This is a genomic window from Nocardioides seonyuensis, from assembly GCF_004683965.1.
GTDB classification, from domain to species: domain Bacteria; phylum Actinomycetota; class Actinomycetes; order Propionibacteriales; family Nocardioidaceae; genus Nocardioides; species Nocardioides seonyuensis.
In genome coordinates this window covers 185,567-201,815 of sequence record NZ_CP038436.1, presented here as the reverse complement: position 1 = coordinate 201,815, position 16,249 = coordinate 185,567, and the positions used below count along the sequence as shown (strand labels likewise).

General features: G+C 71.0%; 13 protein-coding genes and 1 pseudogene. 10 read left to right on the top strand and 4 right to left on the bottom strand.

Going from position 1 to position 16,249, the window contains the following annotated elements; translation table 11 throughout:
- Positions 1 to 105 precede the first annotated feature (105 nt).
- Both EXE58_RS19340 and ftsY read left to right on the top strand, forming a co-directional pair.
- Positions 106 to 282: a hypothetical protein gene (locus tag EXE58_RS19340; protein ID WP_167288599.1), complete on the top strand. Its 177-nt coding sequence runs from the start codon at positions 106 to 108 to the stop codon at positions 280 to 282.
- Between the two features lie 43 nt (positions 283 to 325).
- Entirely contained in the window at positions 326 to 1,453 is a 1,128-nt protein-coding gene (ftsY, locus tag EXE58_RS00975) for a signal recognition particle-docking protein FtsY (RefSeq protein ID WP_135266158.1), read from the top strand.
- Between the two features lie 6 nt (positions 1,454 to 1,459).
- Here ftsY and EXE58_RS00970 read toward each other — a convergent pair whose 3' ends face one another.
- Both EXE58_RS00970 and EXE58_RS00965 read right to left on the bottom strand, forming a co-directional pair.
- Positions 1,460 to 4,426 (bottom strand): glycosyltransferase family protein, encoded by a 2,967-nt coding sequence (locus EXE58_RS00970; protein WP_135266157.1) that lies wholly within the window; start codon positions 4,424 to 4,426, stop codon positions 1,460 to 1,462.
- Positions 4,416 to 5,343: pseudogene (locus tag EXE58_RS00965) on the bottom strand (rhamnan synthesis F family protein). The gene EXE58_RS00970 and the pseudogene EXE58_RS00965 overlap by 11 nt, the downstream one beginning before the upstream one ends.
- A gap of 212 nt (positions 5,344 to 5,555) precedes the next feature.
- On the opposite strand from EXE58_RS00965, the gene EXE58_RS00960 reads away from it, so the two are divergent.
- The 6 genes from EXE58_RS00960 (at position 5,556) to EXE58_RS00935 (ending at position 12,541) form a co-directional block, all read left to right on the top strand.
- Positions 5,556 to 6,857 (top strand): ammonium transporter, encoded by a 1,302-nt coding sequence (locus EXE58_RS00960; protein WP_135266155.1) that lies wholly within the window; start codon positions 5,556 to 5,558, stop codon positions 6,855 to 6,857.
- Positions 6,854 to 7,192 carry a P-II family nitrogen regulator gene (locus EXE58_RS00955; protein ID WP_135266154.1) on the top strand — a complete coding sequence of 113 codons (339 nt, stop codon included), beginning with the start codon at positions 6,854 to 6,856 and terminating at the stop codon, positions 7,190 to 7,192. The genes EXE58_RS00960 and EXE58_RS00955 overlap by 4 nt, the downstream gene beginning before the upstream one ends.
- A 4-nt stretch (positions 7,193 to 7,196) precedes the next feature.
- A complete protein-coding gene (locus EXE58_RS00950; RefSeq protein ID WP_135266153.1) occupies positions 7,197 to 9,404 on the top strand; it encodes a [protein-PII] uridylyltransferase in 2,208 nt (735 codons plus the stop codon).
- A 102-nt stretch (positions 9,405 to 9,506) separates the two neighbouring features.
- Positions 9,507 to 11,084, top strand: coding sequence for a signal recognition particle protein (gene ffh, locus EXE58_RS00945; protein ID WP_135266152.1), 1,578 nt, complete (start codon positions 9,507 to 9,509; stop codon positions 11,082 to 11,084).
- Entirely contained in the window at positions 11,081 to 11,449 is a 369-nt protein-coding gene (locus EXE58_RS00940; protein WP_135266151.1) for a hypothetical protein, read from the top strand. Before ffh ends, EXE58_RS00940 begins: the two co-directional genes overlap by 4 nt.
- Positions 11,450 to 11,470: 21 nt before the next feature.
- Positions 11,471 to 12,541, top strand: coding sequence for an amidohydrolase family protein (locus EXE58_RS00935; protein WP_135266150.1), 1,071 nt, complete (start codon positions 11,471 to 11,473; stop codon positions 12,539 to 12,541).
- 61 nt (positions 12,542 to 12,602) lie between these two features.
- Here EXE58_RS00935 and EXE58_RS00930 read toward each other — a convergent pair whose 3' ends face one another.
- Positions 12,603 to 13,181, bottom strand: coding sequence for a hypothetical protein (locus EXE58_RS00930; protein ID WP_135266149.1), 579 nt, complete (start codon positions 13,179 to 13,181; stop codon positions 12,603 to 12,605).
- A 106-nt stretch (positions 13,182 to 13,287) separates the two neighbouring features.
- A complete protein-coding gene (locus tag EXE58_RS00925; RefSeq protein ID WP_135266148.1) occupies positions 13,288 to 14,184 on the bottom strand; it encodes a VanW family protein in 897 nt (298 codons plus the stop codon).
- Here EXE58_RS00925 and EXE58_RS00920 point away from each other — a divergent pair.
- Together EXE58_RS00920 and EXE58_RS00915 are read left to right on the top strand one after the other, a co-directional pair.
- Positions 14,183 to 14,836, top strand: a complete 654-nt coding sequence (locus tag EXE58_RS00920) for a GNAT family N-acetyltransferase (protein WP_135266147.1) — start codon at positions 14,183 to 14,185, stop codon at positions 14,834 to 14,836. The two genes, EXE58_RS00925 and EXE58_RS00920, sit on opposite strands and share 2 nt — an antisense overlap.
- Positions 14,837 to 14,868: 32 nt before the next feature.
- Positions 14,869 to 16,095, top strand: a complete 1,227-nt coding sequence (locus EXE58_RS00915; protein ID WP_135266146.1) for a calcium-binding protein — start codon at positions 14,869 to 14,871, stop codon at positions 16,093 to 16,095.
- The last annotated feature ends 154 nt before the right edge of the window (positions 16,096 to 16,249 follow it).

Below are 16,249 nucleotides of genomic sequence, written 5' to 3'. Positions count from 1 at the left end.
GGCTGTGAGTCACGCCACAGCCTGTCGCCGTACGGCGTGGGGGCTGGCGAGCCGCCACGCAGGATGTGCCACTCTGGGACGGATGCATCCACTCGGGAGGAACCCATGCTCGCCATCGTGCTGATGATGATGTTCGGTCTCGCTCTCGCCGGTGCCGTGGCCGCCTACGTCGCCTTCCCACACCGGGGAGAACAGCTTCCGGTCGTGCCCCAGCTCGGCGACGCCATGCGCAAGGGCGTCGACGCGCTCCCCACGCTGGAGGACTCCGAGAGCCGCGTCTGACGGCTGTGTCCGGCCGTGCGCGAGCGTCTGATTGGATTGCGGCATGGGTGACTGGCTCTATCTGATCATCGGTATCGCCGTCGTCGGCGTGCTCACGCTCGTCGGCCTCCTCACTGCAGGCCGGCGCAGGCCGGCGCCGCCCGCGGGGGGCACCGACGTCATCGCGCCGCCTCCGACGGAGACAGACACCGCGGTCGACACCGCGCCGGAGCCGACCCTCGAGTCCCCGGCCGCGCCGACCCTCGAGCGCCCGGAGGGGACCGCCTCTCGCCTGGTCCGACTGCGCGAACGACTCTCGCGGAGCCAGGGCGGCCTCGGCAGGGGGCTGCTGGCGCTCCTCAGCCGCGACCGGCTCGACGAGGACACCTGGGAGTCGATCGAGGACACGCTCCTCACGGCCGACATCGGGGTCGGCCCCACCCAGGAGCTAGTGGACAACCTTCGCAGCCGTCTCAGGGTCCAGGGTGGCGACGCCCCCGACCCCCGTGCGGTGCTCCGCGAAGAGCTGGTCAAGCTGGTCGGGCCCGATCTGGATCGCCGTCTCCAGGTGACGGGCACAGACGGCAATCCGGGCGTCGTGCTGGTCGTCGGGGTGAACGGAGCCGGCAAGACGACGACGGTCGGCAAGATCGCTCGCATCCTCGTGGCCCAGGACCACACGGTCACGCTGGGCGCAGCCGACACGTTCCGCGCCGCGGCCGTCGACCAGCTGGCGACCTGGGGCGAGCGAGTGGGCGTCGACGTCGTACGCGGCCCCGAAGGCTCCGACCCGGCTAGCGTCGCCTTCGAGGCTGTGAAGACGGCCGCAGCACAGGGCGTCGACACCGTGCTCGTCGACACTGCCGGCCGCCTGCAGAACAAGGCCGGGCTGATGGACGAGCTCGGCAAGGTCAAGCGGGTGATCGAGAAGCAGGCCCCGGTCACCGAGGTCCTCCTCGTCCTCGACGCCACGACCGGCCAGAACGGGCTGATCCAGGCGCGTGTCTTCAGCGAGATCGTGGACGTGACCGGCATCGTGCTGACCAAGCTCGACGGGTCCGCCAAGGGCGGCATCGTCGTGCAGGTGCAGCGTGAGCTGGGCGTGCCGGTCAAGCTGGTCGGGCTGGGCGAGGGGGCAGACGACCTCGCCCCCTTCGACCCCGGCGCCTTCGTCGACGCACTGCTCGGCTGAGGGCCGTCAGCGGCCGCGCTCGCGGAGCAGGCGCACGGCATCGCCTATCAGCGTCTCGGCCCGCCGGTCGAAGGTGTGCTCGGCGACGATCCGCTGCGCGATGGACCGTCGGGTCGCGTCATCGGGGAAGGCCGGGTAGGGGCGAGAGATGAGCTCGCGCAGCTCGGCCTCGTTGCGGAAGGTCTGGACCAGCCCCGAGAACGTCTCGTCCAGTCCCTCGATGGGGTCGCTCACGATGCGTGCCCCACAGGCGGCGGCGTCGAAGAGCCGGTTGGAGGCGAAGCTGTCGCGGCGCATGTCGAGGTGGTGGTCGTTGAGGACCACTCCGGCTGAGGCGTAGAGGGCGCCGACGTCCTCGTTGGCGAGCCCGTTGGACGCGATGACCTCGGCCGGCACGAACTCCTTCCAGTCGTTGCCGTGCAGGGTCAGGGGCGCGCCGATGGCGAGTGCGCTGCGGACTGCGAACCGGTAGACACCCCTGGAGTTGCCGACGAAGACGACCTCGGGACCGGTGTCGGGCTCGGCGCGGTCGGGGTGGAACCACCGCGGGTCCGTGCACTGCAGCAGAGGAGTGATGGGCACGCCCCACTCCCGCGCAGCGCGCGCGGTCCAGCTCAGGCTTGCGGCGTAGACCGTGTCGAAGCCGACCACCTCCTCCGGCGTGACCATGTCGGGGTGGCTGATGATCCACTCCATGTTGAGCAGCCCGGGCCTGGGCTCCACGCGGTCGAGCCCCCTCAGAACGAGCAGCACGTCGTCGTGGTCCCGGGTGTCGCGGTCCCGGGCGTCCCGTCGGTCGACGGCCACGTCCTGGCCTCGCTGCTCGAGCGCGCTGGCCAGGGAGCGCGCGAAGTGGGTGTCCCCCCAACGGTCTCCCCGCGCGGCGGCGGGGGAGGCGATGTCGATGGCCCAGCGCAGCCGCGGTGGTGACTCGTGGATGCCGTCGATCGCGCGTACGACGGGGAGTGGCAGCAGCGCTGACCTGCGCGGGCTGGCGCTGATGCGCTGGGTGCGATGGTCGGTGACCTCGAAGCCAGCCCGACGCAGGAGGCCAGGGGTGTCGTCGGACGGGTGCGGAAGGTCTCGCGCGTGCAAGGACGCGAGAGCGGCCACGAGCTCCTCCGGGGTGGCGTAGTCACCGCGGGAGCTGACCACCGCGTCCGGGAGGAGCACGGACTCGCCGTGGCCGGCGGCCAGTGCGCGCAGGCCGAGGTCGGTCTCGGCGAGCACTGACCGGAAGCGGCAGTCGAGGCCGTGAAGAGCCTCGAACGTGGAGGCGCGGAGGGCGATGAGCGGGGAGGCTGGCGCGCCGACCCGGCACTGGCCGATGCGTCGGGCGTCCTCGACGACGTGCCCTGCGAGGAACAGCCCCGGATTGTCGTGCCCAGGGGCGAAGCGGGCCCCGCCGCTCAGCACCGTTCCGTCCGGCGCTGCCACCACGGGCTGCACGACAGCGACCCCGGGTTCGGCGAGCGCGCCGGCGAGCCGGGCCGTGATGGACTGACGGGGTGGCATCGCCTCCGGGCGCACGAGCGCGACCGTCGATCCCCCTGCCTGCGACGCGCCGATGTTGATCGCCACGTTGACGTTGACATCGGCCTGCACGCGGACGAACCGGGCGCCTGGCACGATCGCGGCGAGGGAGCCCGCGAGCATGTGGTGGTGCCGGGGAAGCCGAGTGCCCACGACGATCCGCTCGGCGTCGTTCAGGGACACCGCGGTGAGCCACTCGACGGTACGGCGCAGCTCGCTGCCGAGCGGGAGCACATAGCTGACGAGGTCGGCCTCGCGGGAACGGGCCGACACCGACTCCCAGTCCACCAGGTGCTGCTCGAGCACGAAGGACTCCCAGTCCTCGACCTGTGCGTTGCCCGAGCCGTTGAGGACGCTGTCGGGGCGCCGCTCGACCGGCAGGTCCACCGGGTCCATCGCGTGCTGCTGGGTGAGCCTCAGGGCCAGGTCGCGTTCGACGGCACCGGCCAAGGACTCGTCGAAGCCACCGACCGCCTTGATCGCGTCGCGGCGGACGAGGGCGGTGCTCAGGTCGGCGGGGCGGCCGGCGAGGAGCTCCTCGCGGGTGCGAGCGACCGGTCCGGTCCCCACCTGGACGAATGCGTGGCCGGTGCCGGCTGCATGCGCCAGCACCTGGCTCAGGTGCTCGACCGGCCAGGAGCGGCCGGGTGCCAGGAAGGCGAGATGGTCGTGACGAGCCTGCTCCACAGCGGTGTTGAGGCTGGCTCCGGGCGTTTGCCGAGGCTCCCGCAGCACGGTGATGCGCTCGTCGAAGGCCGCGAGCCCGTCGAGCACGGCGGCAGTGTCGTCGAGCGAGCCGGCGTCGACTGCGATGAGCTCCCAGTCGGTGAAGGTCTGGGCCTGCAGGGTGGCGACGGTGGACCGCAGGAGGGGGGCGGCGTCGCGCGCGATCATGACCACGCTGACCCCGCCGGCTGTCCCGGAGTCGACCGGCGGCGTCCTCCGTGGCCGCCGGATCGCGCTGTCCTCGCGCCAGGCAGCAGCTGCCTCGACCGCCGCAGCACGGAACTCACCCCAGGTCACCGGCGTGGACAGCAGCTGGGTCGGCAGCGGGGTGTCGGGGGTCGCCATGTCGAGCCAGTAGGACAGCACGCCGAAGGGGTGGAACCTGGCATCGAGGTGGCTGGTCCAGATGAGCCGCGGGTCGACCAGCGGGTGCGTGGGCAACCGGTTGCGTCGACGCCGCTCGGCGGCGTACCAGCTGATCGGGTGCAGCCCCGAGCGCTGCCACGACTTGCGGCGCGGCAGCCAGCCGAACTCCACCAGTGGGTGGGGCGACGCGTCGCCGGACTCGATGACGGCCCGGGCCGCGTCGGTCGCCGTGGCGAAGGACCTGCCCAGCTGGGCGGCCACGAAGTCGAGGTCGACGAAGCCGGCCTCGACGAGCACCTCGACCGGGTCCTCCGGGACCAGCGGCGGCTCGCGACGGTCAGCGCGCATCGGAGTACCTCACTCGGTGGAACAGCGGCTCGAGCGGCAGGGGAGTGGGGTGGAGCCGCTCGTTGTCACGGAGCGGGTAGTCCTCCGAAGTCTTCTCCAGGTAGTCCCGGACGCCGGCGAAGCGGTCGGGGAAGCGGCGCTCGCAGAGCGTGAGCAAGCGGTCCGCGTCGAGGTTGTAGGGGTCGTAGCGCAGGGTGTCGATCTTGACGTAGGGGAGACGCCCGTCGTCGAGCACGCGATCGGCCAGGCTCCGAGCCGGGTTCCAGGGCTCCCTGGCCCGTTCGCGCCACTCGCGCAGCTCGATCCGGGTGCGGGGGAACGCCGACCGGTGAACCGCCCACCAACGCACCCGCTCGCGCGCGATGCGGCGATCCTCCTCGGTCTCGACGAAGTAGCTGTCGGAGGCGAAGCCCGCCTCGTAGAGGCGGCGAGACATGCCGATCTCGTAGCGACGGATGACCTGACGTCGTCTGGAGATCGGCTCCATCTCCTCCCAGAAGGTCCGGAACGTCCGCGAGGTGACGACCCAGGGGCGGAAGGCGATGAAGAACGACTGGATGTGGGGGGGCGACGCGGTTGGCGGCGGTCAGCCCCCAGAAGTCGCAGGGCCGGTGCCGCATCTCCTCGATGATGCGGTCGTAGTTGTCGTGGGCGAAGACGTAGCTGTCGTTGCAGACCACGACCTCGTCGAACCCTGAGAGGTCTCCGACGGCGTCGAGGCCGACCTTGTAGCTGAAGAAGTCGTAGCCGTAGTTGGCGCGCTCCACGAGCTCGGCCCGCTCGGAGAGCCATGCGCGCGCGGAGTCCTTCAGCGGGGCGGTCGTGCAGACCACGACGCGGTCGAAGGAGGCCGCGAGCGAGTCGACCTGCCCCCGCACGTGCGGTCGCAGCTCACCGGCGACGTCGTAGTGCGCCATCACGGCCAGTCTGGACACGGCCGAACCCTAACAACAGGCGCTGGTGTTCACATGTCCGTAACACCGGGCGGGAATCTGTTTCACGACCGCAACAACGGGCGTCGTGCAGCGAAATCTGCGACGAGCAGGGTTCCGGTCAACTGGTGGACCGCCCGCACGACACCGGCGTCATGACCTGGCGGTCCACTCCCCGAACGTTCCCTGGAGGTCCTGTGGACGGCTACTACGCCTTCATGCTGGTGGCGACATCCTTCGTCCTGATGATGACGGTGCCCGCGCTGGCACTGTTCTACGGCGGCATGTCGCGATCGAAGTCCGTGCTCAACATGATGATGATGTCCTACGTCGCTGCCGCGATCGTCGGCATCCTGTACGTCGCAGTCGGCTGGTCGATGGGCTTCGGCGGGAACGGCACGCTGTTCGCCAACCCCTTCGAGATGCTCTGGCTCGACGGCGTCTCGACGGGCGACTACATCTTCGTGATGTTCCAGATGACCTTCGCGATCATCACCGCCGCCCTCATCAGCGGCGCGGTCGCCGACCGGATGAAGTTCTCGGCCTGGGTGCTGTTCGTCCCGCTGTGGGCGGTCATCGTCTACTTCCCGATGGCGCACATGGTGTTCAGCTGCACCGACGACTCGCTCATCTGCGGCCGCATCGGCGCGCAGGACTACGCGGGCGGCACGGCCGTGCACATCAACGCCGGTGTCGCGGCCCTCGTGCTCGTCCTGCTGCTCGGCAAGCGGATCGGGTGGCCCCGGGAGCAGATGCGTCCCCACAACCTGACGCTCACCATGCTCGGAGCCGGGCTGCTGTGGATGGGCTGGTACGGCTTCAACGTCGGCTCGATCGTGTTCGGCGACGACCCCGAGACCCAGTTCCCGCTGGAGACGGGTCGCACCTTCGCGACGACCACGCTGGCCACCATGGCCGCCATCCTCGGATGGCTGCTCGTCGAGCGCCTGATCCACAAGAAGGCCACGTCGCTCGGTGCGGCCTCCGGCATCGTCGCCGGCCTCGTGGCGATCACCCCGGCCACGGGCGCGGTCAACCTGTCGGGGGCGGTGGCCATCGGCGCCATCGCCGGCGGCGTCTGCGCCTGGGCCGTGGGCCTGAAGTACAAGCTGGGCTACGACGACTCCCTCGACGTGGTCGGGGTCCACCTGGTCGGTGGCATCATCGGCACGGTGCTGATCGGGGTGTTCTCCACGTCCGAGGGCGCCGGTGGCGTCGACGGCCTGCTCTACGGCGGTGGCTTCGGTTCACTGGGCGACCAGGCCCTGGGCGTGGTCGTGGCCGTCATCTACTCCGGCCTGCTCACCACGGTCATCGCAGTGGCGATCAAGTACACCATCGGTCTGCGCCTCGACGAGGAGGACGAGGTCAACGGCATCGACCTCGTCGCTCACGGCGAGTCGGCCTACGACCTGCACAGCGGAAGCTCCGGCGGCAGCAGCAGCGTCCTTGCTGCGGCCGCTGCCCCGACCACCAAGACTGAAGGAGCCAGCGCATGAAGCTCGTCACCGCGGTCATCAAGCCGCACAAGTGGGAAGAGGTCCGCGAGGCCCTCGAGACGTTCGGCGTCGCCGGCATGACCGTGTCCGAGGTCAGCGGCTACGGCCGCCAGAAGGGACACACCGAGGTCTACCGGGGCGCGGAGTACGACATCGCCCTGGTGCCCAAGATCCGCCTCGAGATCGTCGTCGACGACGCCGACGCGGACGACGTGGTCGGCATCATCGTCAAGACCGCCCAGACGGGCCGCATCGGCGACGGGAAGGTGTGGGTGAGCCCGGTCGACTCGGTCGTCAGGGTCCGCACCGGCGAGCAGGACGCGTCGGCGCTGTGACGGCGTGAGCGCCACCGACCGGGCCGCCAGGGCCGCGGCCGCTGACGGGATCTGCCAGGAGGCGTACGCCGCCGCCGGCGGCCCCGAGGCGGGCGTGGCCCTGGTGGCCGTCGGTGGCTACGGCCGTGCCGAGCTCGCTCCGCACTCCGACCTCGACGTGGTGCTCGTGCACGAGCCCGGGGTCGACCCCGGCGCGATGGGCGAGCAGCTGTGGTACCCGCTGTGGAACTCCGGTCGCCGCCTCGACCACGCGGTCCGCTCGCTGCCCGAGATGGTGGACGCGGCCCAGGACCTGCGCGTCGCGCTCGGCCTCCTCGACGTGCGGCACCTGGCCGGGGACTCCGGCCTGGCCATGCAGCTGCGCACCACGATGCTCGCGGACTGGCGCCGCCGGGCACGCCAGTCGCTGCCTGAGCTCCGGGCGCTGGTGGCCAAGCGCCATGCCGTCCTCGGGGAGCTCGCCCACGAGTCCGTGCCGGACCTCAAGGAGGCCGAGGGCGGGCTCCGTGACGCCGGTGTCCTGAGGGCACTCGAGGCGACCTGGCTCGTGGATGCCTCGACTCCCGCCTCGGAGTCGGCCCGGATGGCGCTGCTGGACGTCCGGGACGAGCTCCACGACCTCGCGGGCCGACCGACCGACCGGGTCGCGCCGGAGCTCTGGGCGCCCCTGGCGGAACGGCTGGGGCTCGCGGACGCCGAAGCGGCGCAGCGGCACGTCCGCTCCCTCGGCCGGCGGATCACCCACGTGTCGCGCCTGAGCTGGCGTCGGGTCGACGCGGTGCTGGCGAGGCCGAGCGGCGAGCGCGGTCGTCGTACCCCTGCCCTGCAGCCGGTCGCCCGCGGGATCGCCCTCTCGCGCGGGGAGGTCGTGCTCGACCGACAGGCTCGCCCCGCGGCAGACCCGACCCTGCTCCTGAGAGCCGCGGCGGAGGCTGCGAGTCGTGACGTGGTGCTCGCGCCGGTGACGGCCGCGCGCCTGGTGCGAGAGGCTCCGAGCCTGCCCGTGCCGTGGCCGGCAGAGGCGCGCGACGCCCTGGTGCGGCTGCTGGCCGGACCCGGACTCCTCCACGTGTGGGAGACCCTCGAGGAGACCGGCGCCCTCGAGACGTTCCTGCCCGAGTGGGACGCGATCAGGCTGCTGCCGCACGCTTCCGCGATCCACCGCTTCACCGTCGACCGCCACTCCGTCGAGACATGCACGGAGGCGGCCGCCCTCATCAGGTCCGTGGCGCGCCCGGACGTGCTCATGGTGGCCGCGCTGCTGCACGACATCGGCAAGGGGGAGCTCGTCGAGCACAGCGTGGCGGGGGAGCCGATCGCCCGGGAGATCGCGACGAGGATGGGGTTCGACGCGGCAGCGGTCGACATGGTGGGGGCGCTCGTGCGGTGGCACCTCCTGCTGGGCGAGACCGCCACCACGCGTGACCCGGACGACCCGGTGACGGTGGAGCGGGTTCTCGCGCGCTTCCCGACCGCGCAGGGGCTGGCCCTGCTGCACGCCCTGACCGAGGCGGACGCCCGGGCGACGGCACCGCAGGCCTGGTCGTCGTGGCGGGCCACGCTCATCGACCGGTTGGTCGAGCGCGCGCGCTCCGTGGTTGCTGGGGACGCCCCTGCCGAGGACGAGCCGACGCTGGAGGTGCCGGTCGCGCAGTCCTCCACGATCCAGGTCGACGTGGCCACCGACGAGGAGGGCGCGAGGGTCACGGTGGTCGCCGCAGACCGCGTCGGACTGCTCGCGGACATCGCCGGAGCACTCGCGCTCCTGCGAGTGTCGGTGCGCTCGGCCCGTGCCTGGTCCCAGCTCACGGACGGCGAGGAGTGGGCATGCTCGCTCTGGGAGGTGGCCGACGCCGACCTCGATCCCGGCGTGCTCAGGGACCGGCTGCGCCGCGTCGTCGCAGGCGAGGAGGTCCGCCTCCCGTCGTACGGAGACCGGGTGCTCCCGCCGACCGTGGCAGTGCGCGGCGACTCCTCCCGCCGGTGCGCGGTGCTGGAGGTCCGCGCTGCCGACCGTCCGGGGACCCTCTACGACGTCCTGGGGACACTCGCCGGGCTCGACCTCGCCGTGCGCTCGGCGCACGTCGCCACGCTGGGGCCCCAGGCGGTGGACGTGTTCTACGTGCAGGAGCCCGGCGGCGTGCGTCCGTCCGACGAGCGGGCCGCGGAGGCGGCGCGCGCACTCCGAGGTGTCCTCGCCGGAGCGAGGTGATCGCCTTCGACGTACGGCGGCAGCAGGCCTGCGGCTAGGCTGGACCGACGCCTCATCTGGCTTCAACCGCCGTCCTGACCGCAGACCCAGGGGAATCAATCCTTGTTCGCCACACTCTCCGACCGGCTCGCTGACACCTTCAAGAACCTGCGGGGGAAGGGTCGACTCTCCGACGCAGACATCGACGCGACAGCACGCGAGATCCGGATCGCGCTCCTCGAGGCCGACGTCGCGCTTCCCGTCGTCAAGGAGTTCGTGGGCGCCGTCAAGGAGCGAGCCCGAGGCGAGGAGGTCAGCGGAGCGCTCAACCCCGCCCAGCAGATCATCAAGATCGTCCACGAGGAGCTCGTGGCGATCCTCGGCGGCGAGACGCGCCGGCTGCGCTACGCCAAGAGCGGCCCGACGGTCATCATGCTCGCCGGGCTCCAGGGTGCGGGCAAGACCACCCTCGCGGCCAAGCTCGCCCTGTGGCTGAAGGAGCAGGACAAGACGCCGATGCTCGTGGCTGCCGACCTCCAGCGCCCCAACGCGGTGCAGCAGCTGCAGGTCAACGGTGAGCGCGTCGGCGTACCCGTCTTCGCGCCCGAGCCCGGCAACGGCACGGGCAACCCGGTCGACGTCGCTCGCGCGTCTCTCGAAGAGGCCAGGCGCAAGCTCCACGACGTGGTCATCATCGACACCGCGGGCCGGCTGGGCGTCGATGCCGAGCTGATGAAGCAGGCTGCCGACATCCGTGACGCGGTCCAGCCCGACGAGGTCCTCTTCGTCGTGGACGCGATGATCGGTCAGGACGCCGTCACCACCGCGCAGGCCTTCCTCGAGGGCGTGGGCTACGACGGTGTCGTGCTCACCAAGCTCGACGGTGACGCCCGCGGCGGTGCGGCGCTGTCCATCCGGTCGGTCACCGGCAGGCCCGTCATGTTCGCCTCCAGCGGCGAGAAGATGACCGACTTCGACCTCTTCCACCCCGACCGGATGGCCTCGCGCATCCTCGACATGGGCGACATGCTCACCCTGATCGAGCAGGCCGAGAAGGCCTTCGACTCCGAGCAGTCCATGAAGGCCGCCGAGAAGCTCGCCACCAAGGGCGGGTTCACGCTGGAGGACTTCCTCCAGCAGATGCAGCAGATCCGCAAGCTCGGCTCGATGACCAAGATCATGGGCATGCTGCCCGGCATGGGTCAGTTCCGTGACCAGCTGGAGAACTTCGACGAGCGCGAGATCGACCGCCTCCAGGCGATCATCCAGTCGATGACGCCCGCCGAGCGGGCCAACCCCAAGATCATCGACGGCTCCCGCCGCGCGCGCATCGCCAAGGGCTCGGGCCGTCAGGTCTCCGACGTCAACCAGCTCGTCGACCGCTTCTTCGAGGCGCGCAAGATGATGGAGCAGATGGCGCGGGGCGGCGGCATGCCCGGCATGCCCGGCATGCCCGGGATGGCCGGCAAGCGCGGCGGCGCCAAGCAGGCCGCCAAGGGCAAGAAGGGCAAGGGCAAGCGGACCTCGGGCAACCCGGCCAAGGCGGCACAGGAGAAGGCCGCCCAGCAGGCTGCCGCCAAGGCAGCGGCGGCCGAGAAGGCCGCCAACCCGTTCGGCGACCCCGCCGGCGGCGAGGTCGACTACGAGAAGGCTGCGGCCGCGCTCGACCTGCCGAAGGACTTCAGCAAGTTCCTGAAGTGACCCGCTCCGTCCTGGTGGTCGACGGCGCCAACGTCGTCGGCTCAGTCCCGGACGGCTGGTGGAAGGACAGATCAGGCGCTGCGCGGCGACTCCACGAGCGGTTGCTGGTGGCCGACCTCGCCCACGACGACGTCGTCCTGGTGCTCGAGGGGGCTGCCAAGGCCGGCGTCAGGGCAGGGCGCGACGGCCATGTCCTCACCGTGCACGCCGCCCGTGACGGCGACTCCGAGATCCGCGCCCGGGCACGCTCGGCCGTGTCCTCCGGTGCGCACGTGGTCGTGGTGACCGCCGACCGGGCCCTCGGCGCCAACGTCTCCCCGGCGCAGGTGCTCTCGCCCTCGTGGCTGCTCGACCGGATCGGCTGAGTCCGGGATAGCGTCGCCCGCATGCGAGCGCTGAAGTTCTCCGGCCCGGTCCTGCCCCACGCGGAGTCACGTGACGTCTACGTCGTCGACGGCCGGGTCACCTTCGAGAAGCAGGCCGGCGCCGAGTCGGCCGGAACAGGCTGGATCGTTCCCGGACTGGTGGACGCCCACAACCACCTGGGGCTCGACGACGGCGGAGCGGTGTCGGACGAGGAGACCGAGGCCCAGGCGCTCGCCGACCGTGACACGGGAGTGCTGCTGCTGCGTGACTGCGGCTCACCGGCCGACACGCGCTGGGTGCACGAGCGCGAGGACCTGCCGCGCCTGATCCGGGCCGGGCGGCACCTCGCGCGGACGCGGCGCTACATCCGCAACTACGGCCACGAGGTCGAGCCCGAGGAGCTGGCGTCGTACGCCGCCCGCGAGGCGAGGGGGTCGGACGGCTGGATCAAGCTCGTCGGCGACTGGATCTCCCGCGACGACGGCGACCTGGCTCCATCGTTCCCGGTCGAGGCGTTCGCCGCTGCGATCGAGTCGGCACATGCCGAAGGTGCTCGCGTCACGGCGCACTGCTTCGGCTCCGACGTGCTGCAGGGACTCCTCGACGCCGGCATCGACTGCATCGAGCACGGCACCGGGCTCTCGGTCGACCAGGTGGAGCAGATGGCGGCGAACGGCGTCGCCCTGGTGCCGACGGTCCAGCAGACCGGCAAGTTCCCGCAGTTCGCGAGCGCGGGACGTGAGAAGTTCCCCGACTACGCCACCACCATGGAGGAGCTCCACGCGAGGCGGCGCGAGACGCTGATGTCGGCATGGGAGGCTGGGGTCTCGCTGTTCGTCGGGTCCGACGGTGGCGGCGTGGCGCGGCACGGCGAGCTGATGGGGGAGATCGAGGCGATGGTCGAGATGGGTCTTCCCGCGGACGACGTCGTCGCTGCGGCGTCCTGGCGAGGCAGGGAATGGCTGGGCTGGCAGGGGATCGAGGAGGGAGCCGCGGCCGACTTCGTGGTCCTGGACGCGGACCCTCGGCAGGACCTCACGACGCTGCGCCGACCCGCCCGCGTCGTGCTGCGCGGTCGCGTCGTCGCCTGAGCGAGCACGACAAAGGGCGGCCACCCCCCGAGTGACCGCCCTTCGTCCGTGGCTCGTGCGCTCAGACCTCTTCGAGCTCCGTGTGGGCCAGCTCGAGGTGAGCACGAGCAGCCTTCACGTCCGCCTTGGTGCTGGTGGCGGTGAGAGCCAGGGCGGCAGTCTCGGCCGCGTCCAGCGCGGCGGTCGCCTCCGGGTCGGTGGCGGCCTCCTCAGCGAGGTTCTCGGCCTGCTTGAGGATGTTCACGGCCAGGCGGAAGTTGACCACCCGGAAGCTGCGCAGCTCCTTGCGGACCGCGCGGGTGTCGACGGTGGAGTCCGCGGCCTCGACAGCAGTCTTGACGTCGGTGAGCGCAGTCTGGGCGTCGGTGATGTTGGCGACGAGCGCAGCCTCGGTCTCGTCCGCCAGGCGAGCGACCGCGTTGCTCTCGGCCAGACGAGTCAGGCGCTTGTCCTTGCCGGCGACGTCCTTGAGCAGCTGCTTGGCCTGCGACTTGACGGTGCCCTTGGCAGGCTTGTCCGTCTTGGCGGGCTTGTCCTTGTGCTCGTGCGGCGCAGCGGTCGCCGAGGCGGTCACGGCTGCCGGAGCGACGAGCGCGGCCGTGGCGGCCGCTGTTGCGATGAGGCGTCGGGTGCGAGTCATTCTTGGTTGCTCCTCGAACTATCGGGGGGATTGACGCACCCGAGTGTGCGTGAGCCGTGCGGTCTAGACAAGTCGAGGATCGGCCAGTTCGCGTGGTCCGTTCGGGCTAGGCGTCGACCACAGGAGTGTCGGGCGAGAGGTCGTAGACGACCAGTGCGAAGTTCGCCTTGAGCAGCTCCTCGCCCACCGGCGAGCCCGTGTCAGGGTCGAGGGCCCGGCGCCAGATCTGGTTGCGCCGGAAGACCCGGTCGTCGTGCCGCACGAACTCCTCCTCACGCGCCTCCACCTCGAAGGATCGCGGCGGGCGCTCGTCGCTGCGCAGCTGCCCGTGGAGGAACCGCTTGCCGACCTCCACCCCCAGCTGGAAGGTCAGGTCGGTGTCGTTGCGGACGACCAGGTCGACGTAGTTGTAGACGATGGAGCAGCCCACACCCCAGGGGACGACCCGTCCGGTGTCGGGGAACAGGTCGAAGGAGTGCTCGGAGCGCTCGACGACCGTCAGTGGCGAGTGCAGGACCATCCAGTGGATCAGGTTGGCCAGCTGACAGATCCCGCCTCCGACACCCGACTCCGGAGAGCCGTTGGACAGGCGCATCCCGTCGAGGTAGCCCTGCCGCCGCGTGCAGTTGCCGACCACGCGGTTGAAGGAGAGCGTCTCGCCGGGACGGATCAGCAGGCCGTCGACGTGGGAGGAGGCCAGGCGCAGGTTGGTGACCTTGTTGTGCTGCAGCACCATCCGGTCGGGGTCGAGCTCACGCAGCAGCAGGGAGCCGTGCTGCTTGACGCGATGGGGGAGCGGCTCCGCGGCCCGAGTGGTCGCCCAGCAGGTGGTCCCGGTCAGCGACGCCTTGATCCACGACGTACGACGCCGTGCGCGGTGGACAGCGATCGCCAGCGGGAGGAGTCGGGGATGACGCTGGGTCAGTCGCGGTGGGCCGGTGAGATGAGCAGGGACCCGAAATGGTTGGGCCTGCGTGGCCGCTTCCGGCGAGGATGGCCCCATGTCCGGCATCGTAGACCTCTTCCCGCCCTTCGGGCTGCGCATCTGCGCGGGGCCGCTCGAGCTCCGCGGGATCACCGACGACGTCCTTCCCGAGCTCTGCGACCTCGTCGTCGGAGGGATCCACGACCCGGACGAGATGCCGTTCTACTTCCCGTGGACCGACGCCCCCAAGGAGGAGCTGGCTCGCAACACCGCGGCCTACCACTGGCGCACTCGCGCAGAGTTCTCCCGGGAGCAGTGGGGCCTGCACCTCGCGGTCTTCCACGATGGCCACCTGGTCGGCACCCAGGGTCTCGAGACCTCCGACTACCTCGTGACGCGCACCGGTGAGACCGGGTCGTGGTTGGGGCGCCAGTTCCAGGGCCGGGGCATCGGGACCGCGATGCGCCAGGTCGTGTGCGCGTTCGCCTTCGACCACCTCGGCGCGGCAGCCATCACCTCTGGTGCCTTCCTAGACAACCCGGCCTCGCTCGCGGTCTCGCGCAAGGTCGGTTACGTCCCCAACGGCGTCCGCAGGCTCAAGCGGCGCGAGGGCGAGCTGGCGCTGAACCAGGCGCTGCTGCTCACCCCGGACGCGTTCGTGCGCGGCCCCGACGAGCTCCAGGTCAGCGGAGTGGAAGCGTTCCGCCAGGCGATCGGCCTGGACGCGTAACCTGACGGGGGCAGACTGATCGGGGGAGCTTCATGAGGACTGTCCACTGGCTGGCCGTGGCGCTGGCCGCGGCAGGGTTGACGTCCGCCACAGCGGTGCAGGCTGCCGGGCCGGCCATGTGCGACGGCAGGCTCGCGACCATCGTGGGGAGCCCGGGTGACGACCGGATCACCGGCACCTCCGGCTCCGACGTGATCCTGGCCGGCGGCGGCCGGGACTCGGTCGACGGCCGTGGCGGCGACGACCGCGTCTGCGGCGGTGCGGGGGCAGACGTGATCGTCGGCGGGCCTGGGGACGACCGGCTCTTCGGCGAGGGCAACCAGTTCCACGCCGACCGCGGAGGCGTCCACTTCCGCGGCGACGTGCTCGACGGTGGCGCCGGAGACGACCTCCTGGACGTCGGACCCACTCCCGACGCCGACAGCCTCGCCGGTGAGCGGGTTGAGTTCCTCACGGTTCCGGGAGCGGTGGCCGTGGACCTCGCCGCAGGCACCTCGACCGGGCAGGGTGACGACGTCATCCGCGTGCGGCGGAACATGTCGGTGCGCACCGGCGACGGGGACGACACGATCCTGGGGACGAGACGGGCCGACAGCGTCGATGCCGGCCCGGGCAACGACACCGTGCGGCTGATGCGGGGCCAGGACACGTACGTCGAGCGCCGCACGTCCCTGCCCGACGACGACGTGGTCGACACCGGGGGCGGCTACGACACTGTCGACGTCGTGTCCGGGGCCGACACCGTCATGACGGGGAGGGAGGCTGACTCCGTCGGACTGAGGGGTCGCGGGCCGCACAGGGTGGAGACGGGTCCCGGCAGTGATCTGGTCGTCGCCGGCACGAGCGACGCCCCCGGGTCGTCGTACGACATGGGGCCGGGAGCCGCCGACGACCTGTCACTCGACGTCGGGCCCCTGCGCGGCGAGGGGGGTGTGCTGCCGATCCGGATCGACATCCCGGCCGGCCAGCTCCTGCTGACAGGACCTGCGGGGCCTGTCACCGTCGAGATCCACGGCATCGAGGACTTCGTGCTCGGGAAGGAGTTCAGGATCGACTTCCTGGGCAGCGATGCCGACGAGTCGCTGTTCCTCGCTCCCGTCGGGTCCATCCCGGTGCACGCACTCATGGGCGGCGGCGACGACCGTGTGTGGGGGTCTCGGGGCGACGACCACCTCGACGGTGGCGCCGGGGTCGACACGGCCTACGGGGACGAGGGGGACGACACCTGTGTGGGGATCGAGCACCCCACGAGCTGTTGAGCCGGGGCCGATTGGTCGTCGTACGCAGCCTCTGGCAGAATCATCCCTCGTGTCCTGCGCGGAGGGACCCTCTCATCCCGCCGTGACAGCGCCCATCGAGTGACCCGACCCGGTCCCCACCTGGCGGGGGTCGCTCACAAACCACAACTTTCGA

What these genes read in the sequence shown, in the direction of transcription:
- EXE58_RS19340 (WP_167288599.1), top strand. Translation starts at nt 106, where the DNA reads ATGCTCGCCATCGTGCTGATGATGATGTTCGGTCTCGCTCTCGCCGGT.
- ftsY (WP_135266158.1), top strand. Translation starts at nt 326, where the DNA reads ATGGGTGACTGGCTCTATCTGATCATCGGTATCGCCGTCGTCGGCGTG.
- EXE58_RS00970 (WP_135266157.1), bottom strand. Translation starts at nt 4,426, where the DNA reads ATGCGCGCTGACCGTCGCGAGCCGCCGCTGGTCCCGGAGGACCCGGTC.
- EXE58_RS00955 (WP_135266154.1), top strand. Translation starts at nt 6,854, where the DNA reads ATGAAGCTCGTCACCGCGGTCATCAAGCCGCACAAGTGGGAAGAGGTC.
- EXE58_RS00935 (WP_135266150.1), top strand. Translation starts at nt 11,471, where the DNA reads ATGCGAGCGCTGAAGTTCTCCGGCCCGGTCCTGCCCCACGCGGAGTCA.
- EXE58_RS00930 (WP_135266149.1), bottom strand. Translation starts at nt 13,181, where the DNA reads ATGACTCGCACCCGACGCCTCATCGCAACAGCGGCCGCCACGGCCGCG.
- EXE58_RS00920 (WP_135266147.1), top strand. Translation starts at nt 14,183, where the DNA reads ATGTCCGGCATCGTAGACCTCTTCCCGCCCTTCGGGCTGCGCATCTGC.
- EXE58_RS00925 (WP_135266148.1), bottom strand. Translation starts at nt 14,184, where the DNA reads ATGGGGCCATCCTCGCCGGAAGCGGCCACGCAGGCCCAACCATTTCGG.
- EXE58_RS00915 (WP_135266146.1), top strand. Translation starts at nt 14,869, where the DNA reads ATGAGGACTGTCCACTGGCTGGCCGTGGCGCTGGCCGCGGCAGGGTTG.